Genomic DNA, 16839 nt, shown 5'->3' with positions numbered 1-16839 from the left:
AGGGAGAGGGAGGTCAGGAGACCTGGATGCTGATCGGCTCGGTGTCGGGGATCGGGCTCGCGTCGCGTCCGCGCAGGTCGGGGTGCCAGCGGCGGCCGAGCGCGGGGATGATCGTACCCAGCGCCGCGAACCCGGCGGCCACGTAGATGGCCGCAGCCGCCCCGGAGTGGTCGATCGCGAACCCGGCCAGGGCCGAGCCGAGTGCCGCGCCGATGAGCTGGCCGGTGCCGATCCAGCCGTACGCCTCGGCGGTGTCGCTGAACTTCACGCTCGCCGAGACGATGCCGAACAGCACCGCGAACGCGGGCGCGATGCCGATGCCGGCCAGGACGAGGGCCCCGGAGAGCCACCAGAAGTTCATCCACAGGCTGGCCAGGGCCAGGCCGCAGGTGACGATGAGCATCCGCGATGCCAGCGCCCACGGCCCGATCGGCAGGTGGCCCAGGGCGAGACCGCCGATGAGCGACCCGATGGCGAAGATGCCGAGCACCCAGCCGGCGTTGGCGCTGCCGTGGCCGAAGACGGCCACCACCCCCGCCTCCAGGGCGGAGCAGGCCGCGAGGAGCATGAAGCCGACGATGGTGCTCAGCAGCACCGCCGGCTTCTTGAGCACAACGCCGAGCTTGCGCCGGCTGCGGGGGATGCGCACCCGTCCGACCTCGGGCAGGACCACGAACCAGATGCCCCCGGCCACGAGGAAGAACGCGGCCAGCAGGATGCCCGCTGTGCTGCTGACCTGGATGGACACGAAGGTGGCGATGACGGGGCCGAGCACCCAGATGATCTCCTGCGCGGAAGCATCCAGGGAGAACAGCGGCGTGAGCTGGCGGGAGTTGACCACCTTGGGGTAAATGGTGCGCACGGCGGGCTGGATGGGTGGCATCGACAGCCCGGCGATGAAGCCGACGATCATCAGCCCCACCACGGGCAGTGGCACCAGGGCCATCGTGACGATCGCGGCGGTGCAGATCACCATGGTGGTGATCAGGACCGGGCGCATGCCTAGGCGGCCCATCAGCCGGGACGTGAGCGGGCCGGCGATGCCCTGGCCGATGCTCATGGCGGCCAGAACCAGGCCGGCGGCGGCGTAGGAGTCGAAGAGTTTTTCGATGTGGATGAGGAACGCCAGCGAGAGCATCCCGAACGGGAATCGGGCGGTGAGCTGGGCTGCGATGAGTCGGGCCACGCCGGGGGTTTTCAGAAGGGTCCAGTAGCTGCTCACAACCGTCTAGTCTATGGCCGAGGCGAGCTTCCCAGCGCAGCGGGGGTTATCCGCCCGGCTAACGTGAACGGGTGCACACATTGATTTCGGCGGCCGATCTGGCCGCGTTCCTCGTCGTCGGCCCGGCTCCACGTATCCTCGACGTGCGGTGGAAGCTCGGCGGCCCTCCAGGCCGTGCCGAGTTCCGCCGTGGGCACCTGCCCGGCGCCGTGTATGTGGACCTGGACTCCGAATTGGCGGGACACGGCGAGCCGGCCGACGGCCGGCATCCGCTGCCCGCACCGGCCGACCTGCAGGCCGCCGCGCGCGGCTGGGGTCTGAATGACGGCGACACCGTCGTGGTGTACGACGACCTGGGCAACATGTCGGCCGCCCGCGCCTGGTGGCTGCTGCGCCACGCCGGGGTGCGTGACGTGCGTCTGCTCGACGGCGGCCTGGCCGCCTGGCGCGCCGCCGGGCTACCGGTGGTGGCGGGGGAGGAGCCGGTGCCGGCCGGTTCGGTGACACTGACCCTCGGCGCCCTGCCTGTGCTCGACGCCGATGCCGCGGCCGCGCTCGCGCAGGACGGCGTGCTGCTGGACGCACGGGCCGCCGAACGCTACCGGGGCGACATCGAACCGATCGACCCGCGCGCCGGCCACATCCCGGGCGCGGTGAGCGCTCCGACGGGCGGCAACCTGGATGCTGAGGGGCGGTTCCTGCCGGCGGCGGAGCTGCGGGCCCGGTTCGAGGCGCTCGGGGTGCCCGGCCGGGAGGCTGGCGGTGGACCGGAGACGCCCGGCTACGACGTGGGCGTGTACTGCGGCTCCGGCGTGACGGCCGCGCACCAGGCGGTGGCGCTCACCCTCGCCGGGTTCACTCCGGCGCTCTACCCCGGCTCCTGGTCGCAGTGGTCGAACCTGCCCGGCCGGCCGGTTGCGACCGGGGACGCGCCCGGCGGGACATCCGCCCGCGGGTAGATCCCTCTCGCCGGTTCGGCAGCGTCGCGGCCCGGTTTGGTCCTGGCGGCCCGCAGTACCTCCGGCGGCACGTGTTACACCGCGTGCCGCCGGGGCTGGCGCGTGCCGCGAGGGCTGGCGCGTGCCGCGAGGGCTGGCGCGTGCCGCGAGGGCTGGCGCGTGCTGCGAGGGCTGGCGCGTGCCGGGGCTGTCCCGCCGCGCGGCTAGGCGATCCGGGTCGCGGTACCGCTCACCACGATGCCGCCGGCGACGGGCACGTCCACGAGCAGCAGGCTCGGCCGGTTCACGTGCCGGCCCTGGTGGATGACCACCCGCGCCGGCGGCATCACCAGCCCGAGCTCGCGCAGGTAGCCGCCCACCGCGGCGGCGGCCGAGCCGGTGGCCGGGTCTTCGCTGAGAGTGCCGACCGGGAACAGGTTGCGTGCCTCGAACTCGCCGACGCCCAGAACCGACAGGGTGGTGACGGTGCCCGCCCAGCCCTGGGCATCCATCAGACGGCGCATGGCCGCCGGGTCGAAGGTGAAGGCGTCGAACCCGGCCTGATCGGCGAAGACCAGCACCGGATGCCAGTTGCCCGCGAAGGCCTGCAACGGCGGGTACTCCGGATGCAGCGCCGCAACCGAGACGCCGAGCAGCCCGAGCAGTTCGGTCAGCACCTCGGGCGCGATGGCCCGCACCTCGGGCTCAACGCTGGTGAAGGATGCGGCCAGGCCGGCATCCGTGGTGCGGGTCTCGATGATGATGGTGCCGACGCTGGTGTCGAACGTGAACGGGCCGACACCGTCCCGGCCGGCCAGCGCCACGGCCGTGGCGATGGTCGCGTGCCCGCAGAACGGCACCTCGGCGACGGGGGAGAAGTAGCGCAGCCGGCTTCTGCGCGGATCGCCGTCCACCCCCGGCACCGTGATGAACGCGGTTTCGGCGTAGCCGACCTCGGCGGCGGCGGCCTGCATCGCCGCGTCGTCGAGGCCGCTCGCGTCGAGCACGATGCCGGCCGGATTTCCCCCGCCCGCCGCATGGGTGAGGGTCGGATCGGTGAAGGCGGCGAAACGCAGCACGGGCACGGTCATGGGTTCATACTGCCAGCGTCGGTGACTGCTCAGGTCGAGGCTGTCATACTTAGGTAATGCTTACCTCAGCGGCTCCGGGGGCGGGTGCGCCTGCCCGCGGCTCTGTCGTGCCCGCGGCCGGGAACGAGCTGCGGGTACCGCGCCGCCGTCAGCTCGTCGGACTGGGCATTGCCGTGCTCCTGTTGGCACTCGCCGTGGCCGCCTCCCTCGTGGTGGGCAGCCGGTCGATCCCGCTGGGCACCGTGCTCGAGGCGCTGCTGCGCCCCGACCTCGGCATCACCGACCACACCGTGGTGCTCGACCTGCGGGTGCCACGCACCGCCATCGGCCTACTCGCCGGCCTCGCACTGGGCCTGGCCGGCGCCCTCATGCAGGGCATCACCCGCAACCCGCTCGCCGACCCCGGCCTTCTCGGCGTCAACGCCGGCGCCTCGCTCTTCGTCGTCGCCGGAATCGCCTGGTTCGGCGTCACCTCGGCGCTCGGCTACGTCTGGTTCGCCTTCGCCGGCGCGTTCGTGGCTGCCGTGATCGTCTACGTGGTCGGCTCGCTCGGCCGCGAGGGCGCCACCCCGGTCAAACTGGCGCTGGCCGGCACCGCGCTCACAGCCTCACTCACCTCGCTGATCACCATCGTGCTGCTCAGCGACCCGGCCGCCTTCGACAAGTACCGGTTCTGGTCGGCCGGCTCCCTCGTGGCCCGCGACCTCGGCTCCACCCTGCAGCTGGCCCCGTTCATCGGCCTCGGGGTGCTGCTCTGCCTGCTGGCCGGGCGGATGCTCAACGCGCTCGCCCTGGGCGACGACCTGGCCCGCGGGCTCGGCCAGAACCTCGTAGCGGCCCGCATCGTCTGCGCCGTCGCCGTGGTGCTGCTTTGCGGCTCCGCCACCGCCATGGCCGGACCGATCGTGTTCGTGGGCCTGGCCGTGCCGCACATCGCCCGCCGTTTCACCGGCCCGGACTACCGCTGGATCCTGCTCTACTCCGCGGTGCTCGGCCCGGTGCTGTTGCTGGCCGCCGATGTGCTCGGCCGGGTCATCGCCCGGCCCGGCGAGATCGAGGCCGGCCTGGTCGTCGCGTTCCTCGGCGCCCCGATGCTCATCGCCCTGGTGCGCCGCGTGAAGCTGGCCGGTCTGTGAGCGCCACCGTGACGACATCCACCCGGGCCGTAGCGGATGCCGCCCCGCTCGCGCTGGCCCGCACCCTGCGGCACCGCCGGGAACGCCGCATCGTGCTGGTCCTGGCCGTGCTGGTACTGCTGGTCGCCGCGATGAGCCTGATGGTGGGCGCATACAACCTCAGCGTGCCCGACCTGCTGCGCACCCTGGTGGGCCAGGGGTCCAGCAGCGAGAACTTCATAGTGTTCAAGCTGCGGCTGCCTCGGCTGACCCTGGCGGTCCTCGTCGGCGTGGCCTTCGCGATCTCCGGCGGGCTGTTCCAGACGGTGCTACGCAACCCCCTGGCCAGCCCCGACATCATCGGCGTCACCGGTGGTGCCAGCGCCGCGGCCGTGTTCGGCATGCTCGTGCTGGGCCTGGGCAGTGTCGCCACCTCGTTCATGGCGTTCGCCGGCGCCATGGTCGTGGCCGCCGCCATCTACCTGCTCGCCTGGCGCGGCGGCGTCGTCGGCTACAGGTTCGTGCTCATCGGTGTGGGCGTCGCGTTCATGGTGCAGGGCCTGCTCGGCTACCTGCTCTCCCGAGCCGACCTCCGCAACGCGCAGGACGCCCTCACCTGGCTGGTCGGCAGCGTCAGCGGCGCCCGCTGGTCCGAGATCGCGGTCCTCGCCGGGTTCCTGGCGGTGCTGCTGCCGGCCATCGGGCTGCTCGCCGGGCGGATGCGGATGCTGCAGCTGGGCGACGACACCGCCAGCAGCCTCGGCGTGCGCGCCGAACGCTCCCGGCTGGCCCTGCTCGTAACGGCCGTGGCCCTCGCGGCCCTCGCCACCGCGTTCGTGGGTCCGCTCGCGTTCATCGCCTTCGTCTCGGCACCCATCGCCCGACGCCTCGTCGGCACCGGCAGTCTGGCCCTGCTACCGGCGGCCCTGATCGGCGTGCTGATCACCACCGTCGCGGACTTCACCGCCCAGCACCTGCTGCCGGGCTCACTCGAACTGCCGGCCGGCATCATCACCGGCGCGATCGGCGCCCCCTACCTGCTCTGGCTGCTCGCCACCCAGAACCGAATCGGAAAGGGCGCCTGATGCCCCAGCCCACCGGCCAGCCCATCGCTCAGCCCGCCGCCCCGCACGCCGCCGAGTCGGCCGCATCCGCTCGCCACGCCCTCACCGCCACCGGCCTCAGCCTCGGCTACGACGGCACCCGCATCGTCGACAACCTCGACCTCGCCATCGAACCCGGCGCGATCACCGTGATCGTCGGCGCCAACGCGTCCGGCAAGTCCACGCTGCTGCGCGGCCTCGCCCGGCTGCTGCCGCCGCAGGCCGGCACCGTCACCCTCGACGGTCGGAACATCGCCGGCCTGCCCAGCCGTCAGGTCGCCACCGTCGTGGGCCTGCTGCCCCAGCAGCCCATCGCCCCGGAGGGCATCGGCGTGGCCGACCTCGTCGGCCGCGGCCGGTACCCGCACCAGGGCTGGTTCCGGCACTGGTCGAGCACCGACGACGCCATCGTCGCCCAGGCCATGGCCGCCACCCAGACCCTCGAGCTGGCCTCCCGGCGCATGGAGGAACTCTCCGGCGGGCAGCGTCAACGCGTCTGGATCGCCATGGCGCTCGCGCAGAAACCCGACATCCTGCTGCTGGACGAACCCACCACCTTCCTCGACGTCACCCACCAGGTGGAGGTGCTCGACCTGCTGCACGAGCTCAACCACGAGCAGGGCACCACGGTGGTGATGGTGCTGCACGATCTGAACCTGGCCGCCCGATACGCCGACAGGCTTGTCGTCATGCGGCACGGGCGCATCATCGCCGAGGGCCCCCCGGCCGAAGTGCTCACCGAGGCGGTCGTGCTCGAGGCCTTCGGGCTCACCGCCCACGTCATCGCCGACCCGGTCTGCGGCTCACCCCTGGTTGTGCCCATCGGACGGTTCCACGGAAGCGTCTGACCCGCTATATTAGGTGAGGCTACCCTAAACATCGGCGGTCATTTCCGCCCCTCAGAACCGGAGTTACCTGTGCCCAGACGTCTGACCACCGTGCTCGCCGCCACCGCGGCCATCGCCGCCCTCACGCTCAGCGGATGCTCCGCCTCCGACTCCGACGGCGACGCCGGTTCGGATGCCGCGGCCGGCGGCGCGTTCCCCGTCACCATCGAGCACGCCTTCGGTGAGACCACCATCGACGCCGAGCCCACCCGCGTGGTCACCTGGGGCTGGGGTAGCGCCGACGACGCCATCGCCCTGGGCGTCGTGCCCGTCGCCATCCCCTTCCAGGCCTACGGCGGCGACGAGAACGGTGTGCTGCCGTGGATCGCCGACGCCCTGGACGAGCAGGACGCAGACGTTCCCACCGTGCTCTCCGACTCCACCGAACCCCCCTACGAGGAGATCGCGGCCGCCGCGCCCGACGTGATCCTCGCCGCGTACTCCGGCATCACCGAGGAACAGTACGAACTGCTCAGCGACATCGCCCCGGTCGTGGCCTACCCCGACGAGCCCTGGTCCACCGACTGGCGCGAGCTGATCGAGATCACCGGCACGGCCCTGGGCAAGTCCGACGAGGCCACCACCCTGCTCGCCGACATCGACGACACGATCGCCGAGAAGGCCGCGGCGCATCCGGAGTTCGACGGCAAGACCGTCGCCCTGACCTCCGACACCGCCGGCGTGTTCTACGTCTACACGGATGCTGACCCGCGCGTGACCTTCGCCACCGAGCTCGGCTTTGAGAGCGCCCCCAGCGTCGCCGAACTCGCCAACGGCGAGTCCGACTTCTTCTACACGATCAGCTACGAGCAGCTCGACAAGCTCACCAGCGACGTGATCGTCAACTTCGCCGCCACCCAGGAGGAATCCGACGCGTTCCTGAACGCCGGCTACGCGCAGGTCATGCCGCAGGTGCAGAACAAGGCAGTGGCGTCGCCGGTCGGCGCGGCCTTCGTCGCCTCGGTCTCCCCGCCCACTGGTCTCTCGCTCACCTGGGGCATCGACGACTACGTCGCCCAGCTCTCGGTGGCCGCGTTGGCCGCCGACGCCGCGAAGTAATCGCGGACGGTAGCGAGGGCGACTGGGAGCGAGGGCAGCCTGGAGCACGGGCTGTCCGGAGCACGGTAACCTTGACCTGCCTCCGTTTCGACTGATTTCGAAGCCGAGATCGTACGAGCCGTACCCCAGCGCAGGGGTGTTTCAGGTTCACCCCAGTCGTACAATCCACGGAGCGCTCAGTCGACTCGATCCTGTGAAGCGTCGAGACCCAGGAAAAGGTTGTGCCATGCGCGCTAGATACGTATTCCCCGCCCTCGCTGCCGTGGCGGCACTGATGCTCACCGGATGCGTCGACAATTCGACTCCGGCGGAGTCCGGGTCACCCGAGGGCAATGCCGCTGCGATCACGAAAGACGACGCGGCAGCGGCACTGGTCCCGGCCGCGGTGGCTGATCGTGGCACCCTGCTCATCGGAACCGAACCGACCTACGCGCCGAACGAGTTCAAGAACGAGGCCGGCGACCCGATCGGCTGGGACATCGAGCTCGCCGCCGGTATCGCCGCCAAGCTCGGCCTGACGCCGACGTTCCAGGTCGCGAAGTTCGACAACATCATCCCGAGCGTGGCCGGCGGCAAGGCCGACATCGGAGCATCCTCGTTCACCTACACCCCGGAGCGCGCGGAGCAGGTCGACTTCGTCAACTACTACAACGCCGGCATCCAGTGGGCGTCGGTGACGGGCACTGACGTCGACCCTGACAACGCCTGCGGCCTGAAGGTGGCCGTGCAGACCGCCACCTTCGAGGACACCGATGAGGTGCCCGCCAAGAGCGAGGCCTGCGTTGCCGCCGGCAAGCCGCCGATCGACAAGCTGAAGTTCGACACCCAGGCCGACGTCGCCAACGCTGTCGTGCTCGGCCAGGCCGACGCACTCAGCGCCGACTCCCCGGTCTCGCTGTACGCGATCGCCCAGACCGGCGACAAGTTGCAGCCGGCCGGCGACACCTTCGATGAGGCCCCGTACGGCATGGTCGTCGCCAAGGGTTCCGAACTCACCGCCGCCGTGCAGTCCGCCCTGCAGTCGATGGTGGATGACGGCAGCTACACGGCCATCCTCGATGCCTGGGGTGTCACGGACGGTGGCGTGGACGAGATCACGATCAACGCAGCCGCGAACGGCTGATCCCCTAAGTTTTCGCTGACCTGGGGCATCGACGACTCCGCCGGAGTGCCACTGCGCAGGACCCACTAGCCTTGACAGGCGTCGTTTGGGCTGTTCCCGAACCGATATCGCCAGGCCGTTCCCCCAGCGCAGGGGTGTATTAGGCTCACAGCAGTCGTACCGTCCACTGCCATTCAGTCGATCCGACACCTCGACGCCCCAATGAAGAAGGTCGTGCCATGCGCGCTAGATACGTACTTCCCGCCCTCGCCGCCGCCGCCGCGCTGATGCTGACCGGCTGCGTTGACAACTCGACGCCCGCGACCAGCGGCTCCGACGCCAGCAGCGCTCCCACGCTCGAGGTCGACGACGCGGCCGCAGCCCTGGTGCCCGCCGAGGTCGCCGACACCGGCACCCTCGTCATCGGCACCGACCCGACCTACGCGCCGAACGAGTTCAAGAACGAGGCCGGCGAGCCGATCGGCTGGGGTGTGGAAATCGCCAGTGGCATCGCCGCCAAGCTCGGCCTCGAGCCGGAGTTCCAGGTCGCCAAGTTCGACAACATCATCCCGAGCGTCACCGGCGGCAAGGCCGACATCGGTTCGTCCTCGTTCACCGACACCGTCGAGCGGCAGCAGCAGGTCGACTTCGTCAACTACTACACCGCGGGCATCCAGTGGGCCTCTGCGGCGGGTAAGGATGTCGACCCCAACAACGCCTGCGGCCTGAAGGTCGCCGTGCAGGCCACCACCTTCGAGGACACCGACGAGGTGCCCGCCAAGAGCGACGCCTGCGTGGCCGCCGGCAAGCCCCCGATCGACAAGCTCAAGTTCGACACCCAGGATGCCGCGACCAACGCGGTCGTGCTCGGCCAGGCCGACGCGCTCAGTGCCGACTCCCCGGTCACCCTGTACGCGATCTCCCAGACCGACGGCAAGCTGCAGCTGGCCGGCGAGACCTTCGATGTGGCCCCGTACGGCATGGTCGTGGCCAAGGGCTCCGAGCTCACCGTGGCCGTGCAGGCCGCGCTGCAGTCCATGGTCGACGACGGCAGCTATCAGGCGATCCTCGACGAGTGGGGCGTTGCCGACGGCGGCATCGATGAAATCACAATCAACGCAGGCGCGAACGGATAACCCATGAGTACCACGCACCCGTCCGGCCCGGCGGCGGGCTCGAGCCCGCCGCCGCGAGACGCCGTATCCACCTCGGAGCCGATCAAGGCCATCCGGCTGCGACACCCGTGGCGTGTGGTGTTCGCCGTGTTGCTTATGGCGATCTTCGCTCTTTTCGTCATCGACGCGGCGTTCCGCCCGGCGTACGACTGGCCGGCGGTGGGCAAGTACCTCTTCGACCGGCGCATCTCGATGGCCGCCCTGGTGACGATCCAGCTGACGGTGTTCTCGATGGTGATCGCGATCATCCTCGGCGTGATCCTGGCCGTGATGCGGCTCTCACCCAACCCGGTGGTCAAGAGCGTGGCCTGGTTCTACCTGTGGATCTTCCGCGGCACCCCGGTTTACGTGCAGCTGACCATCTGGGGCCTGATCTCGCTGATCTACACGAGCATCGATATCGGTATTCCCTTCATGGACCCCTGGGTCTCGTTCAGCACCAACGCAGCACTGAACACCTTCACCCTGGCCATCATCGGGCTGGCGTTGAACGAAGCCGCGTACATGGCCGAGATCGTGCGCGCCGGCCTGCTCTCGGTCGACAAGGGCCAGGAAGAGGCCTCGATCGCTCTCGGTATGAGCTGGTCGCAGACGATGACCAGGGTCATCCTGCCGCAGTCGATGCGGGTGATCATCCCGCCGACCGGCAATGAGGTCATCTCGATGCTGAAGACCACCTCCCTGGTCACGGCGGTGCCGTTCAGCCTGGAACTGTTCACGAGGTCGCGAGACATCTCGGCGGAGACCTTCAACCCGATCCCACTGCTGATCGTCGCGTCGATCTGGTATCTGTTCTTCACCTCGATCCTGATGGTCGGCCAGTACTTCCTCGAGAAGCGCTTCTCCCGCGGAGTGGGCGACCGGCAGACCGACAAGAGCGACCCGGCGCCCAGCACGGGCGCGATCACCGGTGTGGTACCCGTGATCGGGTCGGGCCAGCCCACCGTGGTGCTGCCGCCGAAGACGGATGCGTCGGGCACGATCGGCGACGGAGGAGCACGATGAGCGCGACGACAGTGGGGCCCGCGACAACCGTTGACGTGCCGATGGTGCTGGCCGAGCAGGTCACCAAGAGCTTCGGCTCGAATGAGGTGCTCAAGGGCATTACCCTCGAGGTCAAGCGCGGCGAGGTGATGTGCCTGGTCGGGCCGAGTGGTTCGGGCAAGTCCACGTTCCTGCGCTGCATCAACCACCTCGAGGTGCTTTCGGCCGGTCGGCTGAGCGTGGACGGTGAGCTGATCGGCTACCGCGAGTCCAACGGCAAGCTTTACGAGATGGCGCCCAAGGAAGCATCGAAGCAGCGCCGGGACATCGGCATGGTGTTCCAGCGGTTCAACCTGTTCCCGCACATGACTGCGCTGCAGAACGTGATGGAAGCGCCGCTGCGGGTCAAGGGACTGCCCAAGGCGAAGGTGGAGTCGACCGCGCGCGACCTGCTGGCCCGGGTGGGCCTGGCCGACCGCGCCGACTACTACCCCGCGCACCTCTCCGGTGGCCAGCAGCAGCGGGTGGCGATCGCCAGGGCGCTGGCGATGGAGCCCAAGCTGATGCTCTTCGACGAGCCCACCAGCGCGCTGGACCCGGAGCTCGTCGGCGAGGTGCTCGACGTGATGAAGGGCCTGGCCAAGGAAGGCATGACCATGATCGTGGTGACCCACGAGATGGGCTTTGCCCGCGAGGTCGCCGACTCCCTGGTCTTCATGGACGCCGGTGTCGTGGTCGAGTCCGGTCTCCCGTCGGAGGTCCTGGCCAACCCGCGGCACGCCCGCACCCAGGCGTTCCTCTCCAAGGTGCTCTAGCCTCCCCGAACCGTGAGAAAGGCCCCAGAATCTCGACGATTCTGGGGCCTTTCTCACAGGTCGCGGGCTAAAAAGCGTAGGGGCCGAAGCGGGTGATGGCCACGACGAGAGCGAGGATACCGAGGATCACGCTGGGCATGGTCTCCTTGGCGCCGTCGCCGGCACGCACATGCCAAACCACGGCACCGATCATGATCACGGTCAGGCCGGCCGCGGCGATCGGCACCAGGATCGGGGCGATGCCGGTGACCGCGGGCAGGATCAGGCCGAGGCCGCCGAGCAGCTCGGCGAGACCGACGAGCTTGACGCCGGCATCCGAGTAGTCGTTGGTCCACGCCATGCCGTTGGCGGCCAGCTTGGCGCGCGGTTGTGCGACCTTCATGAGGCCGGCACCGATGAAGGCGACGACGATGACGACGGTGATGATCCAGATGGCGATATTCATGGGAACTCCAGGGTTGGCGTCGGGCCGGAAGCGCCGAACGACGGTTGTTGCGGGGGAAGTAGTTGCTGTGTCAAATAAACTAGCGTGAACTACTTTCGGCGTCAAGTAAATCTGGGTAGAGTGGGCGGATGGACGAACCGGAATGGTTGAACGCTGAGGAGCTGACCGCATGGAAGGCCTTGGCGGAGGTGCTCTTCCTGCTGCCCGCGGCTTTGGAATCGCAGCTCCAGCGGGATGCTGACCTCGCGATGGCGGACTACATGGTGCTGGTGATGCTCTCGGAACGGGACGACCACTGCATGCGCATGAGCGAGCTCGCGGCATCGGCCAGCACCTCGCAATCGCGGCTGTCGCGCATCGTGGCGCGCCTGGAGGCGGCGGGTTACGTCACCCGCGAGATGGCGCCGGATGACCGCCGTGCCGTGCTGGCCACCCTGACGGAGTCGGGTCTGGCCAAACTCGTGGCGGCCGCGCCCGGCCACGTGGCCCAGGTGCGCCGCCTGGTCTTCGACCGGCTGACGCCCGCCCAGGTGCTTTCGCTCACCGACATCGCCCGGGCCCTCGCCCACCCCGACGACCACGCGGCTTGCGACGGCCCGCCTCGCTGAACGAGCTTGTCTGTGGAACGCCCCGCCTCGCTGATCGAGCTTGTCGAGATCCCGTGAGCTGGAGTCTGAACGCAGGTATTGTCACCAGGTCTCGACAAGCTCGACCGGCGGATGGCGCGGGACGCGTGGGCGTCGCGGGGTCTCGACAAGCTCGACCGACGGTGGGGTGCGACTGCGAGACGGCGTTAGGAGGCGAGGACCTTCTGGATGCGCTGGAGGGAGACCGACTCCGCCGCGCGCAGCTCCTGGGCGAAGAGACTGATGCGCAACTCCTCGATCATCCATCTCGCCCGAACCAGGTTGGCCGCTGAGTCGGCGGGCAACGGGATGCGTCCGCCTGCGTCCGCGAAGCGGGCCGTGGCGGACTGCACCTCGTTCATCCAGACCCTGTCGCGGTTGGGGTTGTCCAGCAGCTTGTCGATGCGCGCGCTGATGCCGCCGAGGTAGCGCGGCAGATGCCGCAGCTGGGCCAGGCCGGTTGCGCTGACAAAACCGGGGTAGACCAGCCCGTTCAGCTGCTCGCGGGCATCCGTGAGCGCGGCAAGCAGGGCCATGCTGGTGGAGGCCTTGAGCGCTTTGTCCGCGGCGCGGGACGCCGTGAGGATGCGGGCGACGAGCCCGACGGTCTCGAACATCGAGTCCATCACCACGCCGGAGACCCTGTCGCGGATGGTGTCGAACTCGGCCTTCATGAAGACCTGGCCGTCGGGCCGCACCCTGTAGAGCACGTCGTCGACGGCGGCCGCGAGGCAGTCGTCGAACAGGGCCTGGGTGGAGCGGTAGGGGCTGGTGGCCAGCGAGAGCTTCTCGCCGCCCTTGAGGTGCTGCTGCACGTACGCCACCGGCGACGCGGTCGCCAACAGCAGCAGCCGGCGCACCCCGCCGGGCAGGGTGCGGGCCTGCTCCTCGGCGGTGCTCATCATGCGGATGCTCACTGACGTGCCGTCGTCGATCAGGGTGGGGTAGCCGCGAATGGTGTTGTCACCCTGCTTGGTGTCGATGAACCGGGGCAGTTCGATGAAGTCCCAGGTGGTGAGGCCGCTGCGTTCGATGGCGTTCTTGGGTGTGGCGGCCGAGGCCTTGGCCACGGACTCGCGCACCTTATTGCCCAGGCGCCGCTGGAGCTCGGTGAGGTCCTTGCCGGAGGCGACGGAGCGGCCGCGCTCGTCGACGACCCTGAAGGTCATCCGCAGGTGCGCGGGCACCCTGGAGAGGGCGAAGTCGCGCACGGTGACGGGCACGTAGGTGAGGCGCTGGATGAGGGCGGCGAGGGTTTCGGCGAAGGAGGGGTCGGCGTCCTGGTCGCGATTCGAGGCATGTCCCGGGGTCTCGACAAGCTCGACCGAGGATCGAACCACGCCGGGGGCGGGGGGCAGCTCGGCGAGGAGGCGCACGGCCCAGTCGGCGGCGGGCACCACATTGCGGCGGATGGCCTTGGGCAGCGACTTGATCAGCGAGGTGACCAGGTCGGCGCGGAGGCCCGGCACCTGCCAGTCGAAGCCGGTGGGGGAGACCCGGGCGAGGAGCGCGAGGGGTACCTGCACGGTCACGCCGTCGTCCTCCTCGCCGGGCTCGAACCGGTAACTCAGTGCAAAACGCTGGTCCCGCTGCTGCCAGGCCGGCGGGAAGAGCGATTCGTCGATCTCCGGCGCATCCTCGGGTACGAGCGCCTCGGCGGTCATGGTGAGCAGGTCCGGCGTCTCGGCGCGGGCGACGCGCCACCAGGTTTCGAAGGTGCGGGTGCTGTGCACGTCGGCGGGGATGCGGCGGTGGTAGAACTCGAAGACGGCCTCGTCGTCGAAGAGGATGTCGCGGCGCCGGGTGCGCTCCTCGAGCTCGGCGAGCTCCTTGCGGAGCGCGGTGTTGGCGCGGTCGAACGCGGTGACCCGCTGGTCGACCCGGTCCAGGTCCCACTCGCCGTCGACGAGGGCGTGCCGGATGAACAGCTCGCGGGCGTAGGCCGGGTCCACGCGGGAGAACTGCACGCGGCGGCGCGGCACAATCGGCACCCCGTACAGGGTGACCCGCTCGTAGGCGACCACGGCGCCCTGCTTCTTCTCCCAGTGCGGCTCGGAGTAGCTGCGCTTGCAGAGGTCGCCGGCGAGCTGTTCCGCCCAGGCCGGGTCGACGACGGCGTTCATCCGGGCGAATAGCCGGCTGGTCTCCACCAGCTCGGCGCTCATCACGGCGTTGGGCTGCTTCTTGGCCAGCGCAGAGCCGGGGAACAGCACGAAGCGCTGCTGCCGGGCGCCGATGTAGTCCTTCTTCGCCACGTCCTTCAGGCCGATGTGCGAGAGCAGGCCGGAGAGCATCGACCGGTGGATACCGTCGGGGTTCACACTGGGGTCGCCGATGTGCAGGCCGAGCGGCTTGGCCAGCTGGCGGAGCTGCTTGTAGACGTCCTGCCACTCGCGCACCCGAAGGTAGTTGAGGTACTCGTTCTTGCACAAACGCCGAAAAGCGCTCGAGCCGAGCTCCTTCTGCTGGTTCTCCAGGTAGTTCCAGAGGTTCAGCAGCGACAGGAAATCGCTGGTGGGGTCCGCGAACCGGGCGTGCTTCTCGTCGGCGGACCCGCGGCGCTCCAGCGGTCGCTCGCGCACGTCCTGGATGGTGAGGCCGGCGACGATGGCCATCACCTCGCGGCTGGTGCCCTGCACCTTGGACTCGATCACCATGCGGCCGAACCGGGGATCGATGGGCAACTGGGCGAGCTGCTGGCCCACCCTGGTGAGGGTGTGCGTTCCGGCCGTGACGGCCATCCGCCCGCCCTGCGGCCCACGACCGCCGCGCCCGCGGCCACCATCGCGGCCACTGGAGCGGCCGCCGGCCTGGCTCGGGTCTTCGGTGGGGGTGCCCGTGGGCGCCACGGTGGCCTTGACCGCGCCGAGCTCGGTGAGCAGGTCGAGGCCGTCCTTGATGTTGCGGGAGTCCGGCGGGGTGAGGAACGGGAACTGCGCGATGTCGCCCAGGCCCAGCGAGATCATCTGCAGGATCACCGCGGCGAGGTTGGTGCGCAGGATCTCCGGCTCGGTGTACTCCGGGCGCCGGGTGAAGTCCTCTTCGCTGTACAGCCGGATGGCGATGCCGTCGCTGGTGCGGCCGCTGCGGCCGGAGCGCTGGTTGGCGGAGGCCTGCGCGATGGCCTCGATCGGCAGCCGCTGCACCTTCGAGCGCACGCTGTACCGGCTGATCCGGGCGGTGCCGGCGTCGATGACGTAGCGGATGCCCGGCACGGTGAGGCTGGTCTCGGCCACGTTGGTGGCCAGCACGATGCGGCGCCGCACGCCGGCCACTGTGGAGGGCTGGAACACCCTGTGCTGGTCGGCCGACGAGAGCCGGCCGTACAGCGGCAGCACCTCGGTGGGGCTGGTGCGGTCGCGGGAAGCGAACTTGCCCTGCAGGGCATCGGCCGCGTCGCGGATCTCGGTCTCGCCGGAGAGGAACACCAGCACGTCGCCGTTGGACTCCTGCTCGAGCTCGTCGAGCGCGGCGGAGATGCCCTCGATGTAGTCGCGGTCCACGCTGGGCGCGGCATCCGTGATCTCGTCGTCGTCGTCGATCGCGGCCTCGGCCACCAGCGGGCGATAGCGGATCTCGACAGGGTAGGTGCGGCCGGATACCTCGATGATGGGCGCCGGGGTGCCGTCGGCGGCCGCGAAATGCTTGGCGAAGCTGGCCGGGTCGATGGTGGCGCTGGTGATGATCAGCTTGAGCTCGGGGCGCTGGGGGAGCAGCTGCTGCAGATAGCCGAGCAGGAAGTCGATGTTGAGGCTGCGCTCGTGCGCCTCGTCGATGATGATGGTGTCGTACTTGCGCAGCATCCGGTCGCGGTGGATCTCGTTGAGCAGGATGCCGTCGGTCATCAGCTTGATGCGGGTGTCCGCGCCGACCCGGTCGGTGAACCGCACCTGGTAGCCGACGAGCTCGCCGACCTCCTGGCCGAGCTCCTCGGCGATGCGCTCGGCGATCGTGCGCGCGGCGAGCCGGCGCGGCTGGGTGTGGCCGATCGACTCCCGGCCCAGCTCCAAGCAGATCTTGGGCAGCTGGGTGGTCTTCCCCGATCCGGTCGACCCCGCCACGATCACGACCTGGTTGTCGCGGATGGCGCGCGCGATGTCGTCGCGGCGCTGGCTGATCGGCAACTCGGGCGGGAAGGTGATTTTCACGGGAATCATTAGCCCTCCATAGTATTGCGTCGCGGGGGTACCCCACTTCGGGTCGAACCGTTGTGGAGCAAACTACTTTGTGTTACAAAGTAGACATGGATGACAACAGGACGCCCGTCACCGCCCTCG

The 16839-nt window shown here is 69.5% G+C and carries 14 protein-coding genes; 10 read left to right on the top strand and 4 right to left on the bottom strand.

Translation table 11 applies throughout. The annotated features are described in order from the left end of the window. Positions 1 to 13: 13 nt before the first annotated feature. Positions 14 to 1222, bottom strand: a complete 1209-nt coding sequence (locus B7495_RS13195; protein ID WP_088456982.1) for an MFS transporter — start codon at positions 1220 to 1222, stop codon at positions 14 to 16. Between the two features lie 71 nt (positions 1223 to 1293). Here B7495_RS13195 and B7495_RS13190 point away from each other — a divergent pair, with 71 nt between their 5' ends. Next, the gene (locus tag B7495_RS13190; RefSeq protein WP_088456981.1) at positions 1294 to 2181 is read left to right on the top strand and encodes a sulfurtransferase; all 888 of its coding nucleotides are present in this window, start codon (positions 1294 to 1296) and stop codon (positions 2179 to 2181) included. 203 nt (positions 2182 to 2384) lie between these two features. Here the strand turns inward: B7495_RS13190 and B7495_RS13185 are convergent, their stop codons facing one another. Further along, entirely contained in the window at positions 2385 to 3251 is an 867-nt protein-coding gene (locus B7495_RS13185) for a PhzF family phenazine biosynthesis protein (RefSeq protein ID WP_088456980.1), read from the bottom strand. 56 nt (positions 3252 to 3307) lie between these two features. On the opposite strand from B7495_RS13185, the gene B7495_RS13180 reads away from it, so the two are divergent. The 8 genes from B7495_RS13180 (at position 3308) to B7495_RS13145 (ending at position 11491) form a co-directional block, all read left to right on the top strand. Further along, positions 3308 to 4387: an iron ABC transporter permease gene (locus B7495_RS13180; RefSeq protein ID WP_088456979.1), complete on the top strand. Its 1080-nt coding sequence runs from the start codon at positions 3308 to 3310 to the stop codon at positions 4385 to 4387. Beyond that, a complete protein-coding gene (locus tag B7495_RS13175; RefSeq protein WP_240632250.1) occupies positions 4384 to 5451 on the top strand; it encodes an iron chelate uptake ABC transporter family permease subunit in 1068 nt (355 codons plus the stop codon). Before B7495_RS13180 ends, B7495_RS13175 begins: the two co-directional genes overlap by 4 nt. Continuing rightward, complete coding sequence (locus B7495_RS13170) at positions 5451 to 6317, top strand: ABC transporter ATP-binding protein (protein WP_088456978.1); 867 nt, start codon at positions 5451 to 5453, stop codon at positions 6315 to 6317. The genes B7495_RS13175 and B7495_RS13170 overlap by 1 nt, the downstream gene beginning before the upstream one ends. 69 nt (positions 6318 to 6386) lie before the next feature. Further along, the gene (locus B7495_RS13165) at positions 6387 to 7415 is read left to right on the top strand and encodes an iron-siderophore ABC transporter substrate-binding protein (RefSeq protein ID WP_088456977.1); all 1029 of its coding nucleotides are present in this window, start codon (positions 6387 to 6389) and stop codon (positions 7413 to 7415) included. Positions 7416 to 7641: 226 nt separating this feature from the next. Beyond that, positions 7642 to 8538 (top strand): ABC transporter substrate-binding protein, encoded by an 897-nt coding sequence (locus B7495_RS13160; protein WP_088456976.1) that lies wholly within the window; start codon positions 7642 to 7644, stop codon positions 8536 to 8538. A 218-nt stretch (positions 8539 to 8756) separates the two neighbouring features. Then, on the top strand, positions 8757 to 9653 hold the full coding sequence (locus B7495_RS13155) for an ABC transporter substrate-binding protein (protein ID WP_088456975.1): 897 nt from the start codon (positions 8757 to 8759) through the stop codon (positions 9651 to 9653). 3 nt (positions 9654 to 9656) lie between these two features. Next, positions 9657 to 10697, top strand: a complete 1041-nt coding sequence (locus B7495_RS13150) for an amino acid ABC transporter permease (RefSeq protein WP_088456974.1) — start codon at positions 9657 to 9659, stop codon at positions 10695 to 10697. Between the two features lie 41 nt (positions 10698 to 10738). Further along, positions 10739 to 11491 carry an amino acid ABC transporter ATP-binding protein gene (locus tag B7495_RS13145; protein WP_133159708.1) on the top strand — a complete coding sequence of 251 codons (753 nt, stop codon included), beginning with the start codon at positions 10739 to 10741 and terminating at the stop codon, positions 11489 to 11491. Between the two features lie 67 nt (positions 11492 to 11558). Here B7495_RS13145 and B7495_RS13140 read toward each other — a convergent pair whose 3' ends face one another. Continuing rightward, positions 11559 to 11936, bottom strand: coding sequence for a DoxX family protein (locus tag B7495_RS13140; protein ID WP_088456972.1), 378 nt, complete (start codon positions 11934 to 11936; stop codon positions 11559 to 11561). Between the two features lie 128 nt (positions 11937 to 12064). On the opposite strand from B7495_RS13140, the gene B7495_RS13135 reads away from it, so the two are divergent. Further along, on the top strand, positions 12065 to 12544 hold the full coding sequence (locus tag B7495_RS13135) for a MarR family winged helix-turn-helix transcriptional regulator (protein WP_088456971.1): 480 nt from the start codon (positions 12065 to 12067) through the stop codon (positions 12542 to 12544). A 185-nt stretch (positions 12545 to 12729) separates the two neighbouring features. Here B7495_RS13135 and hrpA read toward each other — a convergent pair whose 3' ends face one another. Continuing rightward, positions 12730 to 16719 (bottom strand): ATP-dependent RNA helicase HrpA, encoded by a 3990-nt coding sequence (gene hrpA / locus B7495_RS13130; RefSeq protein ID WP_088456970.1) that lies wholly within the window; start codon positions 16717 to 16719, stop codon positions 12730 to 12732. Positions 16720 to 16839: the final 120 nt, after the last annotated feature.

It is taken from the genome of Cryobacterium sp. LW097, assembly GCF_002205495.2.
GTDB classification, from domain to species: Bacteria; Actinomycetota; Actinomycetes; order Actinomycetales; family Microbacteriaceae; genus Cryobacterium; species Cryobacterium zongtaii.
Note: the sequence above shows the minus strand (reverse complement) of the source record. Positions and strands in the feature narration are given on the sequence as shown.